General features: G+C 68.1%; 14 protein-coding genes. 4 read left to right on the top strand and 10 right to left on the bottom strand.

Annotation, left to right across the window (positions count from 1 at the left end; all coding sequences use genetic code 11):
* Window positions 1–3 precede the first annotated feature (3 nt).
* The 10 genes from N7925_RS31885 to N7925_RS36255 all read right to left on the bottom strand — a co-directional run bounded on the left by N7925_RS31885 (window position 4) and on the right by N7925_RS36255 (window position 8,106).
* Window positions 4–513 (bottom strand): MauE/DoxX family redox-associated membrane protein, encoded by a 510-nt coding sequence (locus N7925_RS31885; protein WP_274345904.1) that lies wholly within the window; start codon window positions 511–513, stop codon window positions 4–6.
* Window positions 510–1,388: an ABC transporter permease gene (locus N7925_RS31880; RefSeq protein ID WP_274345903.1), complete on the bottom strand. Its 879-nt coding sequence runs from the start codon at window positions 1,386–1,388 to the stop codon at window positions 510–512. Before N7925_RS31880 ends, N7925_RS31885 begins: the two co-directional genes overlap by 4 nt.
* On the bottom strand, window positions 1,385–2,350 hold the full coding sequence (locus tag N7925_RS31875) for an ATP-binding cassette domain-containing protein (protein ID WP_274345902.1): 966 nt from the start codon (window positions 2,348–2,350) through the stop codon (window positions 1,385–1,387). The genes N7925_RS31880 and N7925_RS31875 overlap by 4 nt, the downstream gene beginning before the upstream one ends.
* Entirely contained in the window at window positions 2,347–2,760 is a 414-nt protein-coding gene (locus tag N7925_RS31870) for a lasso peptide biosynthesis B2 protein (RefSeq protein WP_331618212.1), read from the bottom strand. The genes N7925_RS31875 and N7925_RS31870 overlap by 4 nt, the downstream gene beginning before the upstream one ends.
* An 11-nt stretch (window positions 2,761–2,771) precedes the next feature.
* Complete coding sequence (locus tag N7925_RS31865; RefSeq protein ID WP_274345901.1) at window positions 2,772–3,035, bottom strand: lasso peptide biosynthesis PqqD family chaperone; 264 nt, start codon at window positions 3,033–3,035, stop codon at window positions 2,772–2,774.
* Window positions 3,032–4,852, bottom strand: a complete 1,821-nt coding sequence (locus N7925_RS31860; protein WP_274345900.1) for a lasso peptide isopeptide bond-forming cyclase — start codon at window positions 4,850–4,852, stop codon at window positions 3,032–3,034. Before N7925_RS31860 ends, N7925_RS31865 begins: the two co-directional genes overlap by 4 nt.
* A 58-nt stretch (window positions 4,853–4,910) precedes the next feature.
* The gene (locus N7925_RS31855; protein WP_265602926.1) at window positions 4,911–5,039 is read right to left on the bottom strand and encodes an aborycin family tricyclic lasso peptide; all 129 of its coding nucleotides are present in this window, start codon (window positions 5,037–5,039) and stop codon (window positions 4,911–4,913) included.
* A 112-nt stretch (window positions 5,040–5,151) separates the two neighbouring features.
* Entirely contained in the window at window positions 5,152–5,904 is a 753-nt protein-coding gene (locus N7925_RS31850; protein WP_265602925.1) for an ABC transporter permease, read from the bottom strand.
* On the bottom strand, window positions 5,897–6,826 hold the full coding sequence (locus tag N7925_RS31845; protein ID WP_265602924.1) for an ABC transporter ATP-binding protein: 930 nt from the start codon (window positions 6,824–6,826) through the stop codon (window positions 5,897–5,899). Before N7925_RS31845 ends, N7925_RS31850 begins: the two co-directional genes overlap by 8 nt.
* A gap of 116 nt (window positions 6,827–6,942) precedes the next feature.
* Window positions 6,943–8,106 (bottom strand): sensor histidine kinase, encoded by a 1,164-nt coding sequence (locus N7925_RS36255; protein WP_443032289.1) that lies wholly within the window; start codon window positions 8,104–8,106, stop codon window positions 6,943–6,945.
* Between the two features lie 643 nt (window positions 8,107–8,749).
* Between N7925_RS36255 and N7925_RS36250 the strand changes: the two genes are divergently transcribed.
* The 4 genes from N7925_RS36250 (at window position 8,750) to N7925_RS31825 (ending at window position 14,915) form a co-directional block, all read left to right on the top strand.
* Window positions 8,750–9,442 carry a LuxR C-terminal-related transcriptional regulator gene (locus tag N7925_RS36250; protein WP_443032362.1) on the top strand — a complete coding sequence of 231 codons (693 nt, stop codon included), beginning with the start codon at window positions 8,750–8,752 and terminating at the stop codon, window positions 9,440–9,442.
* Window positions 9,443–10,262: 820 nt separating this feature from the next.
* A complete protein-coding gene (locus N7925_RS31835; protein WP_265602922.1) occupies window positions 10,263–11,000 on the top strand; it encodes a thioesterase II family protein in 738 nt (245 codons plus the stop codon).
* Window positions 11,001–11,007: 7 nt separating this feature from the next.
* Window positions 11,008–11,832: a mycofactocin-coupled SDR family oxidoreductase gene (locus tag N7925_RS31830; RefSeq protein WP_265602921.1), complete on the top strand. Its 825-nt coding sequence runs from the start codon at window positions 11,008–11,010 to the stop codon at window positions 11,830–11,832.
* A gap of 176 nt (window positions 11,833–12,008) precedes the next feature.
* Window positions 12,009–14,915, top strand: coding sequence for a non-ribosomal peptide synthetase (locus N7925_RS31825; RefSeq protein ID WP_274345899.1), 2,907 nt, complete (start codon window positions 12,009–12,011; stop codon window positions 14,913–14,915).
* The last annotated feature ends 9 nt before the right edge of the window (window positions 14,916–14,924 follow it).

Raw genomic sequence — 14,924 nt, 5'->3', positions numbered from 1 at the left:
TTCTCATATCTCCTTCGTCATGAGGGTCTTCCCATCCAACGACCAGAGGGTTCGCGGATATCGGACGAGGTAGCAGGCAGCGGCGAGGAAGACCAGGTCCCGCGCGATGTCCACCGCGTATCCCCACTGCGCGCCACTGGTCACGACCGAACCGCTGCTGAAGCAGCCGCAGTCGATGGACATTCCGCGTGCCCACACCGAGGTGATGGCCGCGATGTAGACGACCATGAGCGCTGCGCTCAAGGCGGCCGTCGCCCGTGTGGCCAGTCCGACCGCCAGCAGCAGGGCCAGCGCGAGTTCGGCCATCGGCAACGCACCGCCGATCAACTGAGCCGTCTCCGCTGGGACGAGGCGGTAGAGCGCGACGGTACGGCCGGCCTCCGTCAGATCGGAAACCTTCACCAGGCCCGCATAGCCGAGAACCCCGGCAAGCAGCAGGCGTGCACCTGTGCCGATCCACACGGCGATACCGGTGCGGGCGGTGGCTGCCCTCATCGTGTCCGTGCCGGTCATGAGCTACGCGCGAATCGATGCGCCGCCAGGGCCAGCGCCAAGGCCGTAAGCGCTGCGAGCAGTCCCAGCTCTGCGGCGATCGGCGGATTCCAGTCCCCGAGGAGCAGCCGCGTCTGTTCGGAGGTGAGCGAGTCGGGCCCTGGCAGGGTGCGACGGACGGCGTCGACTCCGTACGTGAGGGGATTGAGCTTCACGACAGTGTCCAGCCAGCCGGGCAGCCCGTTCGGCGGGAACATGGCGCCGGAGAAGAACATCAGAGGCATGAGGCTGAGGCTCACCACGATCTGGAAGGTGTCGACCTGGCGGATCGTCACGGCCGCGAGCAGGCCCAATGAGGTGAACAGCAGGGAGATGAGGAGGACTTCGACGAGAACCACCAGCAGCATCGGGGTGTAGCTGATGCTGGCGATCCCTCCGACAGACAGGACGAGGAGACCGTAGATCCCGCCGGTGGTCGCGCCGCCGAGTGCGAGCCCGAGGACGATGCTCGACCGGGGAAACGGGGACACCAGCATCTGGCGCAGGACGCCGGCTCGTCTGTCCCACACGAGCGAGATTCCCACCGCGATGGCGGGGGCCTGCACCGACATGACCAGGACACCGGGGAACAGGTACGCCCGGTAGTCGTTCAACTGGGCCTTGCCCAGGCTGGAGGAGGCCGCCTCCAGGCCCGTCCCGAGGACGACGAGAAACAACAAGGGGGTGAGCAGGCCCATGGCCAGACGTACCGGGTTGTGCCGGAGGCGGGCCATTTCGCGCCGCCACAGCAGGGCGTAGGGCTTCCACGAATACCGTCCGCTGCCGCGAAACGAATCCCCGACAGGTGTCACCGGTGTGGTGTCGGTCCGCGGCGGGACAGTGCCAGTGTGTGTCATCGCGTTCCCGCCCCGAGGTTCTCCAGCAGTTGTTTGTCACTGACGTCGTCCCGGACGGCCGAGCCGGTGTGGTGGAGGAAGACGTCGTCGAGTGTCGGCGGGGTGATGCTCACGGACCTGACGCGGATTCCGAGTTCGGCGCAGATCCGGGGCACCAGATGGGAGCCGTCGGGCACGCGAAGCCGCAGACCGTCGTGACCGGTCTCTGCGGTGAGCCCGAAGCGGCGGTCGAGGGTTTCGGCGGCCTGTACGTCGTCGTCGGTCCGCAACCGGACCAGGTCGGCGCCGACCACCGACTTCAGTTCGCTCGGCGCGCCCTGCGTGATGAGCTTTCCGTGGTCGACGATGGCGATGCGGTCGCAGTGCTCGGCCTCGTCGAGCTGATGTGTGGTGAAGAAGACGGTCACGCCGTGTTCGGTACGCAGCGTCTCCAGGTGGGACCAGACGGCCGCCCGGGTCTGCGCGTCGAGGCCGGTCGTCGGCTCGTCCAGGAACAGCACGCGCGGTGACCCGATCATGCCGCGGGCTATCTCCAGGCGGCGGCGCAGGCCCGGGGACAGTAGCCGTACGGGTATCTCACCGCGGTCCGAGAGGTCCACGAGGTCAAGCAGAGCCGGTGCCGCGGTACGGGCTTCCTTCCGGGAGAGTCCGCACAGTTCGCCTTGGAAACGGAGGTTCTCCGCGGCGGTGAGTTCCTGGTCCAGGGTGGACTCCTGGAAGACGATGCCGATCCGGCGCCGGACCTCCGACGGCTGGGACGTGACGTCGAAGCCCGCGACCTCGGCCCGGCCGGCGGTAGGCTTGAGCAGCGTGGTGAGCATATTGATCGTTGTCGACTTGCCCGCGCCGTTCGGCCCCAGGAAGCCGAAGGTGACACCGGCCGGCACTGTCAGGTCGAGTCCGTTGACGGCCGGGGTGGTGCCGTAGTAGGCGTACAGGCCTTCCGCCCGGATGACGGTCATGACTTCCCTCCGCCAGGGGCGCGTACGGCGAGTACGGTCTGAAATCCGCTCAGTTCACCCGGCTCGTCCACAGGGCGGCCATCGACTTCGACCCAGGCGTGCGCGCCGAACGGCCGGGTCCGGAATCCTGTGCACCAGTCCGCCCAGGTTCCTCGGGCCCGGCACAGAAGGGCGGTGGCAACCGACCGCTGCAGGCAGCCGAGCCCCGCGCAGCGGGTGCTGACAGAGACGACCGACCGGCGGGCTTCGGCGACAGCCGGATACGCAGCGGGGCGAGTGCCTCGGCTCAGGAAACCAAGGGCCCGGTGCAGACGGGCCGGCGGGAGCTGGACCAGCAGGCGGGCCAGTCCGGCCGCGAGACGGGGGCCGACCTGGCGGCGCAGCGGAAGGCGGGGGGCCAGTTCGGCCACGGTAGGCGTGGTCACTGTGTCACCTCCACCAGTTTGGCTATGCTGAGCGCGTCGATGATGGCGGTGACATCGGTCAGAGCCTGCTCCTCGCTGACGGGAACGGTCTCGGCCAGCAGACGTGCGGTGGCGTCCGGGGTGGCCCCGTCGAGCAGGCGCCGGAGGATGGCCGAGCCCGATGCGTTGAGCTGCCAGTAGACGCCCCGCCTGCCGTCGAGCAGTACCGAGCCGGAATCGGTGGGGGTCAGGGTGACGTCGCGAGCGAGGTTCAGAGTCATCTGGGGGTACTCGTCTCCGTGATGTTCGGCCGGGAGTGGGTCCGCAGCCAGCTCTCGCACGCCACGGTGCTCTCGATCGGCTGCAGGTGGTGCGACATGGGGCCGGGGTTGAGCACGGCCGACCGGAACGCGGCGGGGTCGATGAGGCCGAGTCGCGCGAGCTGTGAGTCCTCGCTGAGCTCGAGCAGCCGGGCCCGGTTGCGCTCGAGGCCGCGGAAGGCCTCAGCGCTGAACTCCCCCTTGTCGGTACGGGAGAGGATGTCATCCGGAACGATCCCGCGTATTGCTTCGACCAGGAGCGGTTTGAAGCGACCGCTGGCGAGGCGCTGGTCGACACGGGTGGCCAGCGCGGCTTCGATGACGCGGTCGTCGAGGAACGGTGCGTCCCATACGATGCCGGTTCCGGCCAGAGCGGTATTCACCTGGCGGACCGTGGCCCCTTCGAACACCAGTGAGGCGAGCGCCTGATGCCGGGAACGGTCCAGATCCAGAGGAACGGGTGTGCTCGCGGCAGCCTCGATGAGGAGCCTGCGTACAGCTGACACCGCGTCCGGCGTGGCCCAGTGGGGCATTCGAGGGGCGAATACCCAGCCGAAGTCGGGTTCGTCGAGCCGCGGGGGCGGGGCATCGATGCTGTTCGCCACGCGGACGAGGTTCTCCGCGAAGGTGGAGCGATCGGTCAGCGCGCTGACCGTGGCTCTCCACGACCAGCGGTTGGCGAGCCGGTACCGGTTGACCAGACGCAGACCGCTGATGGGGTGAGCCCGGGCCAGCGCCCATGCGCCGGCGGGCATCCGGCCGAAGAGTTCGTCACCACCGAAGCCGGTCAGGTGGAGGGAGGAGCCGGCACCGGAGGCTCGTGCGGCAAGATCATGGATGTGTGCCAGACCGGACGCCCAGGTCGACGGTCCTTCCGGAGCGGCGTCGGGCTGGTCGGGTGTGTAGCCGACGTCGAAGAGGTTCTCCGTCCGGTCCGCCGCGAGCGTGTGGTGATCGGCGGCAGGCAGGTGGTCGGCCGCCCTTTTGGCCCACCGGGTGTCCTCGTTGGCGAAGTCCAGTGGCCTCACGTGATACGTGATCAGGTCCGCGCCCGCTTCGTCGGCCAGGAAGCAGAGAGAGGTCGAGTCCATGCCGCCGGACAGATCGGCACTGAGAGTCTTCGCCTGACCTGTTCGGACGGCGAGGGACTCCTGGAGCGCTTCGCGTACGGCCGCGGCGCCTTGTTCCAGGCTGAGGGTGGCTTCCGGCAGATTCCACCACCGATAAGTGCGGGAGCGCCCGCTGTTGTCAAGTTGCAGCCAATGCCCGGTGCCCACCGCCTCGACACCTTTGATCACGGGCTGAGGAGCGAGAGGCCAGGGAGCACCACCGGGAACCAGCAGCCGTGCGGCCAGGAGGGTTTCGTCCAGGGGCATCGGTTTGAGCCGGAGCAGGGATTCGACGCCGTCGGCCGCGACGGTCATGTCATCCACCGTCGCGGTGAACACCTGCCGTACTCCGACGACGGAGCCCTGTATGCGCGTTTTCCCATCGATGGAGGCCAGCAGATGGAAGGAACCCGGAAGGCGGGCCGCGATCGCGTCCAGCTCGTGGAGAGATCCGACGCGGCCGAGCGCGTCGGCATCCACCCGCCCTGTAGGTGTCGACCCGATGACCGCCAGTTTGCGTGAACCGGCCTCCACGACTGTCACGTCCTTCGGGTGCCAGTCGCCCACGATCCACGGGCGACCCGACGCGTGATCGATACGGTTGGCGGCTGCCAGCCGCGTGGACACCGCGGCTGCCGCGGCAGTGTCCGGGAGTACTACGAAAGTCATGTCGCCTCGCTCGCAAGGCGGTGCCGGTGCGCCATGAGCGCACCGGCACCGAGGGGGATCACCAGAAGCAGACGACCGCGTAGCCGCAGCCGACGAAGTCGGTGCAGCTACCCACTCCCAGACACTTCGTCAGCTCGTCGAAGTCGCCGATCTCCTGGAGCATGGGCGGCTCATAGATCCCGTTCATGACATACCTCCTGGTTACAAGCCCGGGCCGATCTTGTTCGGCCGGGGATCACCAGGAACCTATGACGCGGGTTGTCCCACTGTCGCGGGACCGGCGCCTCATCTCTGTCCTGTCATCCGTCCCAGCGGCGATGACGGAGGTAGCCGGCGCCCAGGGCCGCCACGGTCCAGGCGGCGAGGACGACGAGTCCGAAGACGGTGTCGCCCGAGCCGACGGTGAGGAGTTCGCTGCCTGCCTTGTCAGGGAAGTAGCGGACGATCTCCTTGGTCGCGCCGATGATCGACAGGATGTGGGTGCCGGCGAGGAGCATCGGGACCAGGATGATCAAAGGGACCACGGCGTTCCTGGCGGCAGTTGCGATGCCTGCTGCGAACAGGCACATCAGCGTCAGGTAGGCGGACGAGCCGGCCAGGGCGGCGGGCACGCCGTCGGCGGTGAGCGAAGATCCGTGCGGGCCGAGCGCGGACTGGGTAAGCAGGTAACTCAGGACAGTGACCGGTACGGCCACCGCTGCCGCCGCGGCCGCTGTCATCGCCATCTTGGCCGCGTAGAGCCGCCCCCGCTTGGGCACCGCGAGCAGCGAGACGCGCATCATGCCGGAGCTGTACTCGCTGGTGACGGCCAGGACGCCGAAGACGACGAGGGCGAGCTGACCGTAAAGGATGCCGTCGAAGCCTGCCTGCTCGGGCGTGAAGTCGGAGCGCAGAGCGGGATTGTCGGAGTCGATGGCCCCCCTCGCGGACCACCCGCCGAGCACAGCGAGAAGGAGAGTGACCGGTGCGAAGGCGAGGAGCGTGATCAAGGTCGAACGAATGCTGCGCAGCTTGCTGAACTCGGCCCCCAGGGCCGCTGTCGTCTCAGACACGACTGTTCCTCGTCTCCGGACCGGTCTGGCGGCCGGTGCTGTGCTGGTCGATGAGTTCCAGAAAGGTCTCCTCCAGTGATCCGTCCGCCGCCCCCAGCCGGGCCGTTCCATGCCCGCCCTCGGTGGCCAGGCGGCTGATCTCGGCTTCTGTGATCCCTCGGACCTCGATGCCTCCGTCATGGGTGACCTGCACGGTGGCCCCGTGGTCCGTCAGGGTGGAGGCGAGCCGGTTGATGTCGGACGCGTGGACCCGCAGGTGTGGGCGGCCGTGCAGCCGGATGAAGTCGGTCATCCCGGTGTCTACCAGCAGCCGGCCCTGGTGGACGACAATCAGATGGTCGGCGACCAGCGACATCTCCGTCATCAGATGGCTGGAGACCAAGACGGTGCCGCCTGCCTCGGCCCGTGCCCGCAGCAGTCGGCGCAGCCATCGGATGCCTTCCGCGTCCAGGCCGTTGACCGGCTCGTCCAGGACGAGGATCTCCGGGTCGCCGAGCAACGCGGCGGCCAGGCCCAGGCGTTGGGCCATACCGAGGGAGAAGCCTCCGATACGGCGGCGGGCGACGTCAGCCAGACCGACCTGGTCCAGTACCTCGCTCACTCTGCCGCGCGGAATGCCGTTGCTTCTGGCGATCCAGCTGAGGTGACCGGCTGCGGTCAGCCCACGATGAGGGGCCGATGTCTCCAGGAGCGCGCCCACGCGCCGGGCCGGGAAGGCGAGGTCCGGATAAGGGTGGCCGTTGATAAGGGCTGCACCCGCGTCCGGTCGTGTGAGGCCGAACAGCATCCGCATCGTGGTCGACTTGCCCGCGCCGTTCGGTCCGAGGAAGCCTGTAACCGCGCCCGGCCGTACGGTGAAGGTGAGGTCGTCCACGGCAGTGCGCGACCCGTACCGCTTGGTCAGTTTCCGAATCTCAATCACACAGCGAGTCTGGTGCAGTCGGTCCGGCGGAGCATCGGCCCCAGGTCGGGAAAATCGTCCTGCCGCTCCGGCCGGTGACTCATACCCGAGTATGAGTCACCGGCCGGAGCGGCAGGTCAGCACGGCAGCGTGGCCCGCACCTCGAAGCCGCCGTGCACGGTGGGCCCGGTGTGCAGCGTGCCGCCGTGGGCCGCGACTCTCTCAGCCATACCGACCAAGCCCATCCCGGCTCCGGATGCGGGCCCAGCGCCCCGGCCGACTGCCGGCGCGGCGCCCGACGGCAATGGCCCCTCGTCAACGATCTCGACCCGCAGGACCCCGTCCTCCGTCACCAGTGTCATCCGGCACCGGGTCGGGGCAGCGTGCCGCACCACGTTGGCCAACGCCTCCTGGACGATCCGGAACACGGACAGTGCCACCCCCTCGGTGACCGCCCCTGTGCACCGGGAGTCGAGGACCACCCTCACACCTGCCTCCTCCGCCGACCGTACGAGGTCGGGAACATCGGCCAAGCCCCGCGCCGGCCGAAGCGAGTCGTCGCCGGTCCGGCCATGCGCGTCGTCCTCGCGCAGCACCGTCAGCGTGGACCGCAGGTCGCGCAGCGCCCCGCGGCTCACCTCCTCGATCGCCGCCAATGCCTTCTTCGCCTCATCCGGGCGCGTGGAAAGCACATGGTTGGCGATCGATGCCTTGACCGCGATCAGCCCCACACTGTGCGAGACCACGTCGTGGATGTCCCGGGCGATTCGCAGCCGTTCCTCGATCTTGGCCCGCTCCGCCGCCGCCACGACCTCCCGGCGAACGCCCTCCCGCCGCTCGCGCACCGTCGTCCCCGCCGCCCAGGCGACGCCGAGCAGCAGAAGTGCGGACACCGTGTGCGTCACCACCGCACTACCGGCGAATCCGCGACCTCCCGCCAGCGTCAACACGGCTGCGCCGGCCAGGCATATCCCTCCGACGAGGACAGCCGGCAGCCGCGGACGGCCTTGTGCCGCTGCCACTGCGTACAACGCCCACGCCGCCGCGGGAAACCCGACCGGCCCGGCCCCCGTGGACAAACCCCAGCAAGCAGCGGCGAAGACCACGCCGAACACCGGCACCGGCCACAGTCGACGGACCGTAAGCGGCAGCGCCGCGGAGAGGGCCACCGCCCACACCGCCCCTTCGCCCGTCCCCCCCGAGAAAGCCTCCTGCACCACCGCGACCTGTGGAAAGAGTGCGAATCCGATAGCTGTCAGCGCGTCGGGCAGACCCCGGTACCACCGTGATGTCCCAGTCATCCGGTGAACCTAGGCCGCCTCCCGCCTGCACGTCCAGGGCGGCCGGGGCCGTATGCCCGTGGGAACGATCAAGAGGCCGTTGCCAGGCGAACCGGAGGACCATGAACCGGCCATGTTCGAGAGGTTCGAACGTGGCCCTTCGTCCCCCCTCTCAGGCTGAGGCCGCGCAGCCCCAGCCTGTTCTCAGCAGCAGCTGGAAGGCTGCGGCGGACAAGGGTGGAGAGTCGGCGATCACCAAGGTCACGACGTCTTGTGCACCCTTCAGGACATGGCCCATACGTCGATGCCTGTTACGGATTCACAGGGGATTCACGCACGGGGCGCGGAGCTCCATCGACGTATGGCCTAGAAGCACCGGGCAAAGGCGGATTCGCAAGTTCCAGTTGTGTAGGTCACTTGCATCTCAGCTTGACGGCCACATACTCAGAAGTTGCGCGGCATCGTACACCTTGCTGAATTTGCACTAGTTACTCTGGAAGAGAATGCCCCTTGCACCCTTCCAGAGTTTCCTGTAGGGCATGACCGGAACCCATGGAGAGTTATTCCATAGTAACGAGCATGAAACCTTGCGATTGCGTCCTTGCGGCCGTGGATTTTACGGGTGTGGAATTCAGAAAGAGAGAGCACGTTGAACGTGAGCCTCATGGTTGTCGGAGACGAGCCTATAACTTGCGCCGGGTTGGAATCAATCGCCAGCCGTGATGCGCACATCGCAATCATTCCTCCCACTTCTGCAGTGCGTAAGGACCTCGATGAAGTGCCCGAATGTCCCCAGGTTATTATTCTGGCGACTCCGCGATCTGCGCAGGATTTGATCGCAAGTGTTAGACGATTCCGAGAACGATATGCTCGCAACACGAGGCTCCCCAAGTTCCTCGTCTTCTCACAACGGGACGATCCCGAGTCCGTTGCCGCAGCCTTGGATGCGGGTGTGAGCGGCTATTTGACACAGACGGGACCACTGGAGGGTCTCGCTCACGTCATTCGAATAGTCGCCGATGGGGGCACCGTCTTCAGCCCTCCGGTAGCGACAAGGCTCTGGGCAGCCGGTCCTGACATGCGAGCCAGCCTCGCGCCAAGAGGGCTCGAAGGTTTCACTTCCCGGGAACTCGAGATTCTGGAACTCATTGCGAGCGGCATAGGAAATAACGGGATAGCGAAACGCCTTTCTCTCGCCGAGAAGACAGTCAGGAACTATGTTTCCCGGATCTTCACGAAACTTGACGTCCGTGACCGAGCTGCAGCAGTGGCCCGGGCGCGTGACGTGGGGATCGGCGGGCGCCTCACGGCCATGCGATCAGTCAGCTGCAGTGCGCCTCGACGTATCCATGCATGAATGTGATTGCTTCGGCTCGTGCTCGGGACGCCAAACTTGAGTGCGGCTTCGATGGAATGAGAGTTTGAGGCGGAAATGGTGGGTTGCCTCCTGAAGTGTGCAGCAGACGTGGCGGGCGTGGAAGTAGCCGGTCACAAAGCGGGGCTGGCGCTGTCTGCGGTGGAGGAAGCACCGTGTCTCGCGGGCGAGTTCATCGACGGCGGCGGCTCGGGCGGCGTGGACGTGGTGTTCGAGGTCGGCGTTCAGTAGCTCGCCGGGGTTGAGTTCGGGGCTATGGCCGGGCATCAGGTGCAGTTCCTTGAAGCCCCCGAAAATCAGAGCCGCAGGGCGTGGAACGTCGATCAAGGACCGGACTCCACTCGCCATCCGCCCTGCTCGGCCGCGGCGATCCGGGCAAGGGTTGCCGGGGAACCGGCAGAGGTTTGATCCAAGCCTCTCGGTTCCCGCAGTGCTGACGGTTCACCAGTCCCCCAGTCGATGCCCGGCGAGACGCTTCACCCCTCACGAGGTGGGAGATAGGTGCGTAGTTCGTACGTGAACTGGCATGGAATGCAGATAAGTTGACCTGTATGATCATCGCCAGTCAAAGCCGTGTGCATGCGGAGGGCATGCAGCGGTACGGTAGGAGACCCGGCACGGTCGCGACTCCGGCTCTCCGAGCGGAGGCACGCCCGTCTACGCCAGGTCTCGATCGAGGTGTTCCTCCCCACATGACCACGTGCCGCACCCCGCCCCCGGTCTCGGCGCGAGGCACCCGCTGAAGCGAAGCCGCGTCTAGGCACCACAACCCGGGCGCGGCGTCTAGGAGGTTGAGAAATCCATGTCGGAAAGCTCGTTCTCACTGGTGTGCCTGCCCTACGCGGGCAGCGGCGCCGGCTTTTACCGCCCATGGAATTCTCGGCGCGAGCACGGAATCCAGGTGGTGCCACTGCAACTGCCCGGACGTGAAGAGCTCTTCCTCGACGAGCCCTACGAGGACGCCGTGCAGGCCGCTCAAGCGCTGGCGCCACAGGTGGTCGAACGCGTGGGCCGACAGGCGCCCTTCGGTCTGTTCGGTCACAGTCTCGGCGCCGTGCTCGCCTTCGAGCTGGCACGCGAACTGGAACGCCTGGGCGGCACCGGGCTGAGCCATCTCTTCGTCAGCGGTTCCCCCGGGCCATGGGACGGCCGGGCCGAACGGGCCACCGGAATGGACGACGAGAAGTTCATCGGCCTCGTGGGCACCCTCGCAGGTTACCGACACGAGGCCTTCGACGATCCGGACCTGCGCGAGATACTCCTACCGCTGCTCCGGGCTGACGTGGCGATGCACGAGAACTACAAGCCCGCCTCGAAGGAGCCGCTGTCCGTGCCGGTGACCTCACTGCGGGGAGCGGACGACGAGCTCGTCTCCTGCACGGAGGCTCAGGGCTGGCGTGCGGCCACCACCAGCGCCTTCACCTATCGCGAGGTGCCCGGCGGCCACATGTATCTCGTGGATTCTCCGGAAAGCGTCCTCGCCACCGTCGCCGCGGAGTCGAGCGGTGCGCAGTCCACCCCCGACCCGCTCGTCGGCTGAGGCCGGCGTGTTGCTCCAGGGGAAGACAGCTGTCGTCACCGGTGCGGCCCGCGGGCTGGGCCGGGCCTGCGCGGTGCGCTTCGCACAGGAGGGAGCCGATCTATTTCTGCTCGACATCGCGGAGAACCTGCCGGGCGTGCCCTACCCACTCGGCTCGGCGGACCAGCTCGCCGAGACCGCGGCGCTCTGCGAGAAGCACGGTGTCGCTGTCACCACAGCGGCAGCCGATCTGCGTGACCCGGTGGCCGTGACCGAATCGGCGCACGAGGCACTCGACCGTTTCGGGACGGTTCAGATCCTCGTGAACAACGCCGGTATCGCCACACCCTCCGGCAAGAGCGTCCATGAGATCACCGAAGCGGAATGGGCTCTCATGCTCGACGTCGACCTGTCGGGCGCCTGGCGGACGATGAAGTCGTTCCTCCCCCCTATGGTCGAGCAGCGGGCAGGCAGCATCATCAACGTCTCATCGACCGCGGGGATGGTCGGTTACCGGCACTTCGCCGGGTACGTCGCCGCCAAGCACGGCCTCATCGGCCTGACAAAGGCCGCCGCGCTGGACTACGCGCCTTTCGGTGTGCGCGTCAACGCCCTGTGCCCCGGTTCTGTGCGCGACGACCCCGTCGTGGAGGGCCGCATGCTCTCGGAGATCGCGCGGTCCCTGGAAGTGCCGGTCGGAGAGCACGAGGAGGTGTTCGTCCGGGACCAGCCCATGAACGCGCTCATCGAACCGGGGGATGTCGCGGGCGCCGCCCTCTGGCTCGCCGGAGACGACTCCCGGCAGGTCACCGGGACGACCCTCACCGTGGACGGCGGTTTCAGCGCCCGCTGAACCGGCCTCACGACCACCCCCACCGCTTCTCATCCGGCAGGAGGCCGTCCATGGCCGCAGCAGTGTCCGCCCCCTCACCGCCTGCGCCCCGGACGGATCCGTCCGGGGCGGCACGCTCGATACCTTCCCTCCCGCCCCGCGCGGCCAGTCTCCACCGTGCCTCTCACAGCCTCGTCGTGCGCGCCGCCGGGCCGGTCGACGAGGAAGAGGCACAGAGGCGGCTCGTACGGGCGGTCGCGGACCGCCTCGGACCGCGCGCGCCACGCCTCTGGACACTCCGGCCGGGCGTCGGCTCCCGTGACCCCGCAGGCGCGGAGCGGGTGCGCGCCGAAGCCGGGCGGCCCGTTGGCCCGGCCGGGCCACCGCTGCGGGTCGTTCTCGTCCAGTACACCGACCAGGTCGCCGACCTGGTGTTCGTGGCGGTCCGTGACCGGGTGCCCCGTAAGTCGCTGGAGCAGCTGGCCGCACAGCTGCTGGACGGTCCGGACCGGGCGGCCGGGTTGCCCTTCGGCCCGCTGCCCGCGCCGACGCCTCCCACGCGGACCGCCGGCGACCGGCCTGCCCCGGAGTGGGGGCTCGGTACGCCCGTCAGGTCGGGCGTCTTCCACCGCGTACCGTTCCGCCTTCCCGCCCCGGGCCCCGCTGTGCAAGGGGCCGGCTCCCGCCGCGGCGAGGCCCTCGCCGTCGCGGCGGTCTCGCTCGCACTGGCCCACTACGGCGGCCGGCCGGAGGTACGTCTCGACGTCACCTCGGCACTCGCGTTCCCCGGCGAGCCGGTCAGCCGTGTCCTCGCGGTGAACGAGGACGACACCGTCGCCGCCCATCTCGACAACTGCCGCACGGACAGGACCGGTTCGACCGATGTCGGCGTCGAAACCAGCATCGGTGCCGACCCGGCGGCGGTCGAGCACGCTGGAGTCCACCTCTTCCTGGGCCCGGCCCGGCCCGGTGTCCGTTATCTTCCGTTCCTGGCTCCACCCGAGCCGATTGCGCTGCAGGTGGAGGAGCAGCCGGACGGTACGGCCACCGGCATGTGCTGGTTCGACGAAGGAAACATCGCCCCGGAGGTCGGGGCGATGTTCGCGGAGCGCATCGGACATTTCGCCGAACAGCTCGCACAACTGCCGGGGAGCGGGACGCTGTCCGCGATGAGCCTGCTGAACGCCGCTGAGGTCACCGAGGTCCTGCGCCTCGGAGGGCTCGGCTCGGTCGTCGCTCCGCCCCCACCCGGCGCCGCTGCCACGATCCACGGACGGATCTCCGCGATGGCCCGCGAGAGTCCCGACTCCGTCGCGATCACCGACGACTCGACGCAGCTGACCTACCAACAGGTGGAAGAGTGTGCCGACGCGATGGCCAACGGGCTCGCCGCGCTCGGTGCTCGCTCCGGGAGGGTGGGTGTGTGTCTGGACCGCGACGCCAGGCTCGTGATCTCCTTGCTGGCCGTACTCAAGGCAGGCTGCGCCTATGTCCCGATGGACAGTCGCTACCCGCAGGAGCGCCTGCGCCATACGGCGACCGATGCCGGAGTGAAGGTGGTCATCGGTGACCCGGACCGCTTCCCCCGGCTCGACGGCGTGCGCGTCATCAGCCCGAAGGAGCTGGAAGGGCTCGGTACCGGCCGGTCAGCGCAGGGATCTGCCCGGGAGAGCGGCTGCCCCGGCACGGACACGGACGCGGCCGACGAGGGCACGTCAACCGCCTACGTGATCTACACGTCCGGTTCCACCGGTCGCCCCAAGGGGGTCGTGGTTCCGCACCGCAACGTCCTCGCACTCGTGGACGCCACCGCGCCGGATCTGGGATTCGACCACACCGACGTGTGGACGTTGTTCCATTCGAGCGCCTTCGACTTCTCGGTGTGGGAGATATGGGGCGCCCTGCTCACCGGCGGCCGACTGGTCGTCGTCCCCTACTGGGTCACCCGCGCGCCCGACGAGTTCCACGAGCTGCTGGCGGCCGAGCGGGTCACGGTGCTGAGTCAGACTCCCTCGGCGTTCCGCCAGCTCGTCGAGGCGGACCGGCAGTCAGCAGCAGCCGGAGAGCTGACACTGCGACTGGTCGTCTTTGGCGGCGAGCCGCTGGACGTGGTGCTGCTCGCGCCGTGGTTCACACGGTATTCGCCGAGTCGGTGCCGTCTGGTGAACATGTTCGGCATCACCGAGACCACCGTCCACGTCACCGCGCAGACCGTCACGCCGGCGGACGTCATCACACACTCCCGGTCGGTCGGCCGGGCACTGCCCGGGTGGGCGGTGTCGATCCGCGACCCCCGGGGCAGGGTGCTGCCCCCCGGCGCGGCGGGAGAGATCCATGTCACTGGCGCCGGGGTCGCGGACCGATATCTGGGCCGCCCCGACCTGACGGCCCAGCGCTTCGTCGACGACCCCGTCACGGGGGAACGCATGTATCGCAGCGGAGACCGGGGGCGGTTGAGGCCGGACGGGCGACTCGACCATCTCGGACGTCTCGACAGCCAGGTGAAGGTGCGCGGGCACCGCATCGAGCTGGACGAGATCCGATCCGTGCTGCTCGCCGAGCCGGGCATCGAGGCGGTGGCCGCCCTTGTCCACCAGGAGACGCCAGGAGATGCTGCGAGCTCCCGGATCGACGCCTATGCGGTGTTCGGTGCGGCGGGCACGGTCGAGGAGGCGTTCAAGGCAGCCCGACGGGTGTTGCCCGACTACATGGTGCCAGCCACGATCACCCCGGTCCAGGAACTCCCGTTGACACTGAATGGCAAGCTCGACACTGCCGCACTGCCCGCGCCTCAGCTCATTCCTCGGACGCGCCCGGCGCCAAGCGGCGAGGGGCCTGACGCGGGTGACGCGCTCGCGGAGACGATTCTGCGGGTGTGGACGGATCTCCTGGGCGTTCCGGTGCGGACGGGTGACAACTTCTTCGAACTCGGCGGCAACTCGCTGCTCGTGGTGCGCGTGCTCTCCGAGCTTCGCTCCCTGGGCCTGCCCAAGGTGTCGGCACGTCAGTTCTACAGCAACTCCGCCGCCGGGCCGTTCATCGACCTGGTCCGGAGACTGGTCGAGGAGACTACGTCGGCGGGTGGCACCCCTGGGCCGGCCTGATCCGCCGGA

This window comes from Streptomyces sp. CA-278952, assembly GCF_028747205.1.
Taxonomy (GTDB): Bacteria; Actinomycetota; Actinomycetes; order Streptomycetales; family Streptomycetaceae; genus Streptomyces.
This window is presented reverse-complemented; position numbering and strand designations above follow the sequence as displayed.

Excerpts from the sequence above, each read along its gene's own strand:
- N7925_RS31885 (WP_274345904.1), bottom strand. The coding sequence starts at position 513 with ATGACCGGCACGGACACGATGAGGGCAGCCACCGCCCGCACCGGTATC.
- N7925_RS31880 (WP_274345903.1), bottom strand. The coding sequence starts at position 1,388 with ATGACACACACTGGCACTGTCCCGCCGCGGACCGACACCACACCGGTG.
- N7925_RS31875 (WP_274345902.1), bottom strand. The coding sequence starts at position 2,350 with ATGACCGTCATCCGGGCGGAAGGCCTGTACGCCTACTACGGCACCACC.
- N7925_RS31865 (WP_274345901.1), bottom strand. The coding sequence starts at position 3,035 with ATGACTCTGAACCTCGCTCGCGACGTCACCCTGACCCCCACCGATTCC.
- N7925_RS31860 (WP_274345900.1), bottom strand. The coding sequence starts at position 4,852 with ATGACTTTCGTAGTACTCCCGGACACTGCCGCGGCAGCCGCGGTGTCC.
- N7925_RS31855 (WP_265602926.1), bottom strand. The coding sequence starts at position 5,039 with ATGAACGGGATCTATGAGCCGCCCATGCTCCAGGAGATCGGCGACTTC.
- N7925_RS36255 (WP_443032289.1), bottom strand. The coding sequence starts at position 8,106 with ATGACTGGGACATCACGGTGGTACCGGGGTCTGCCCGACGCGCTGACA.
- N7925_RS36250 (WP_443032362.1), top strand. The coding sequence starts at position 8,750 with ATGGTTGTCGGAGACGAGCCTATAACTTGCGCCGGGTTGGAATCAATC.
- N7925_RS31835 (WP_265602922.1), top strand. The coding sequence starts at position 10,263 with ATGTCGGAAAGCTCGTTCTCACTGGTGTGCCTGCCCTACGCGGGCAGC.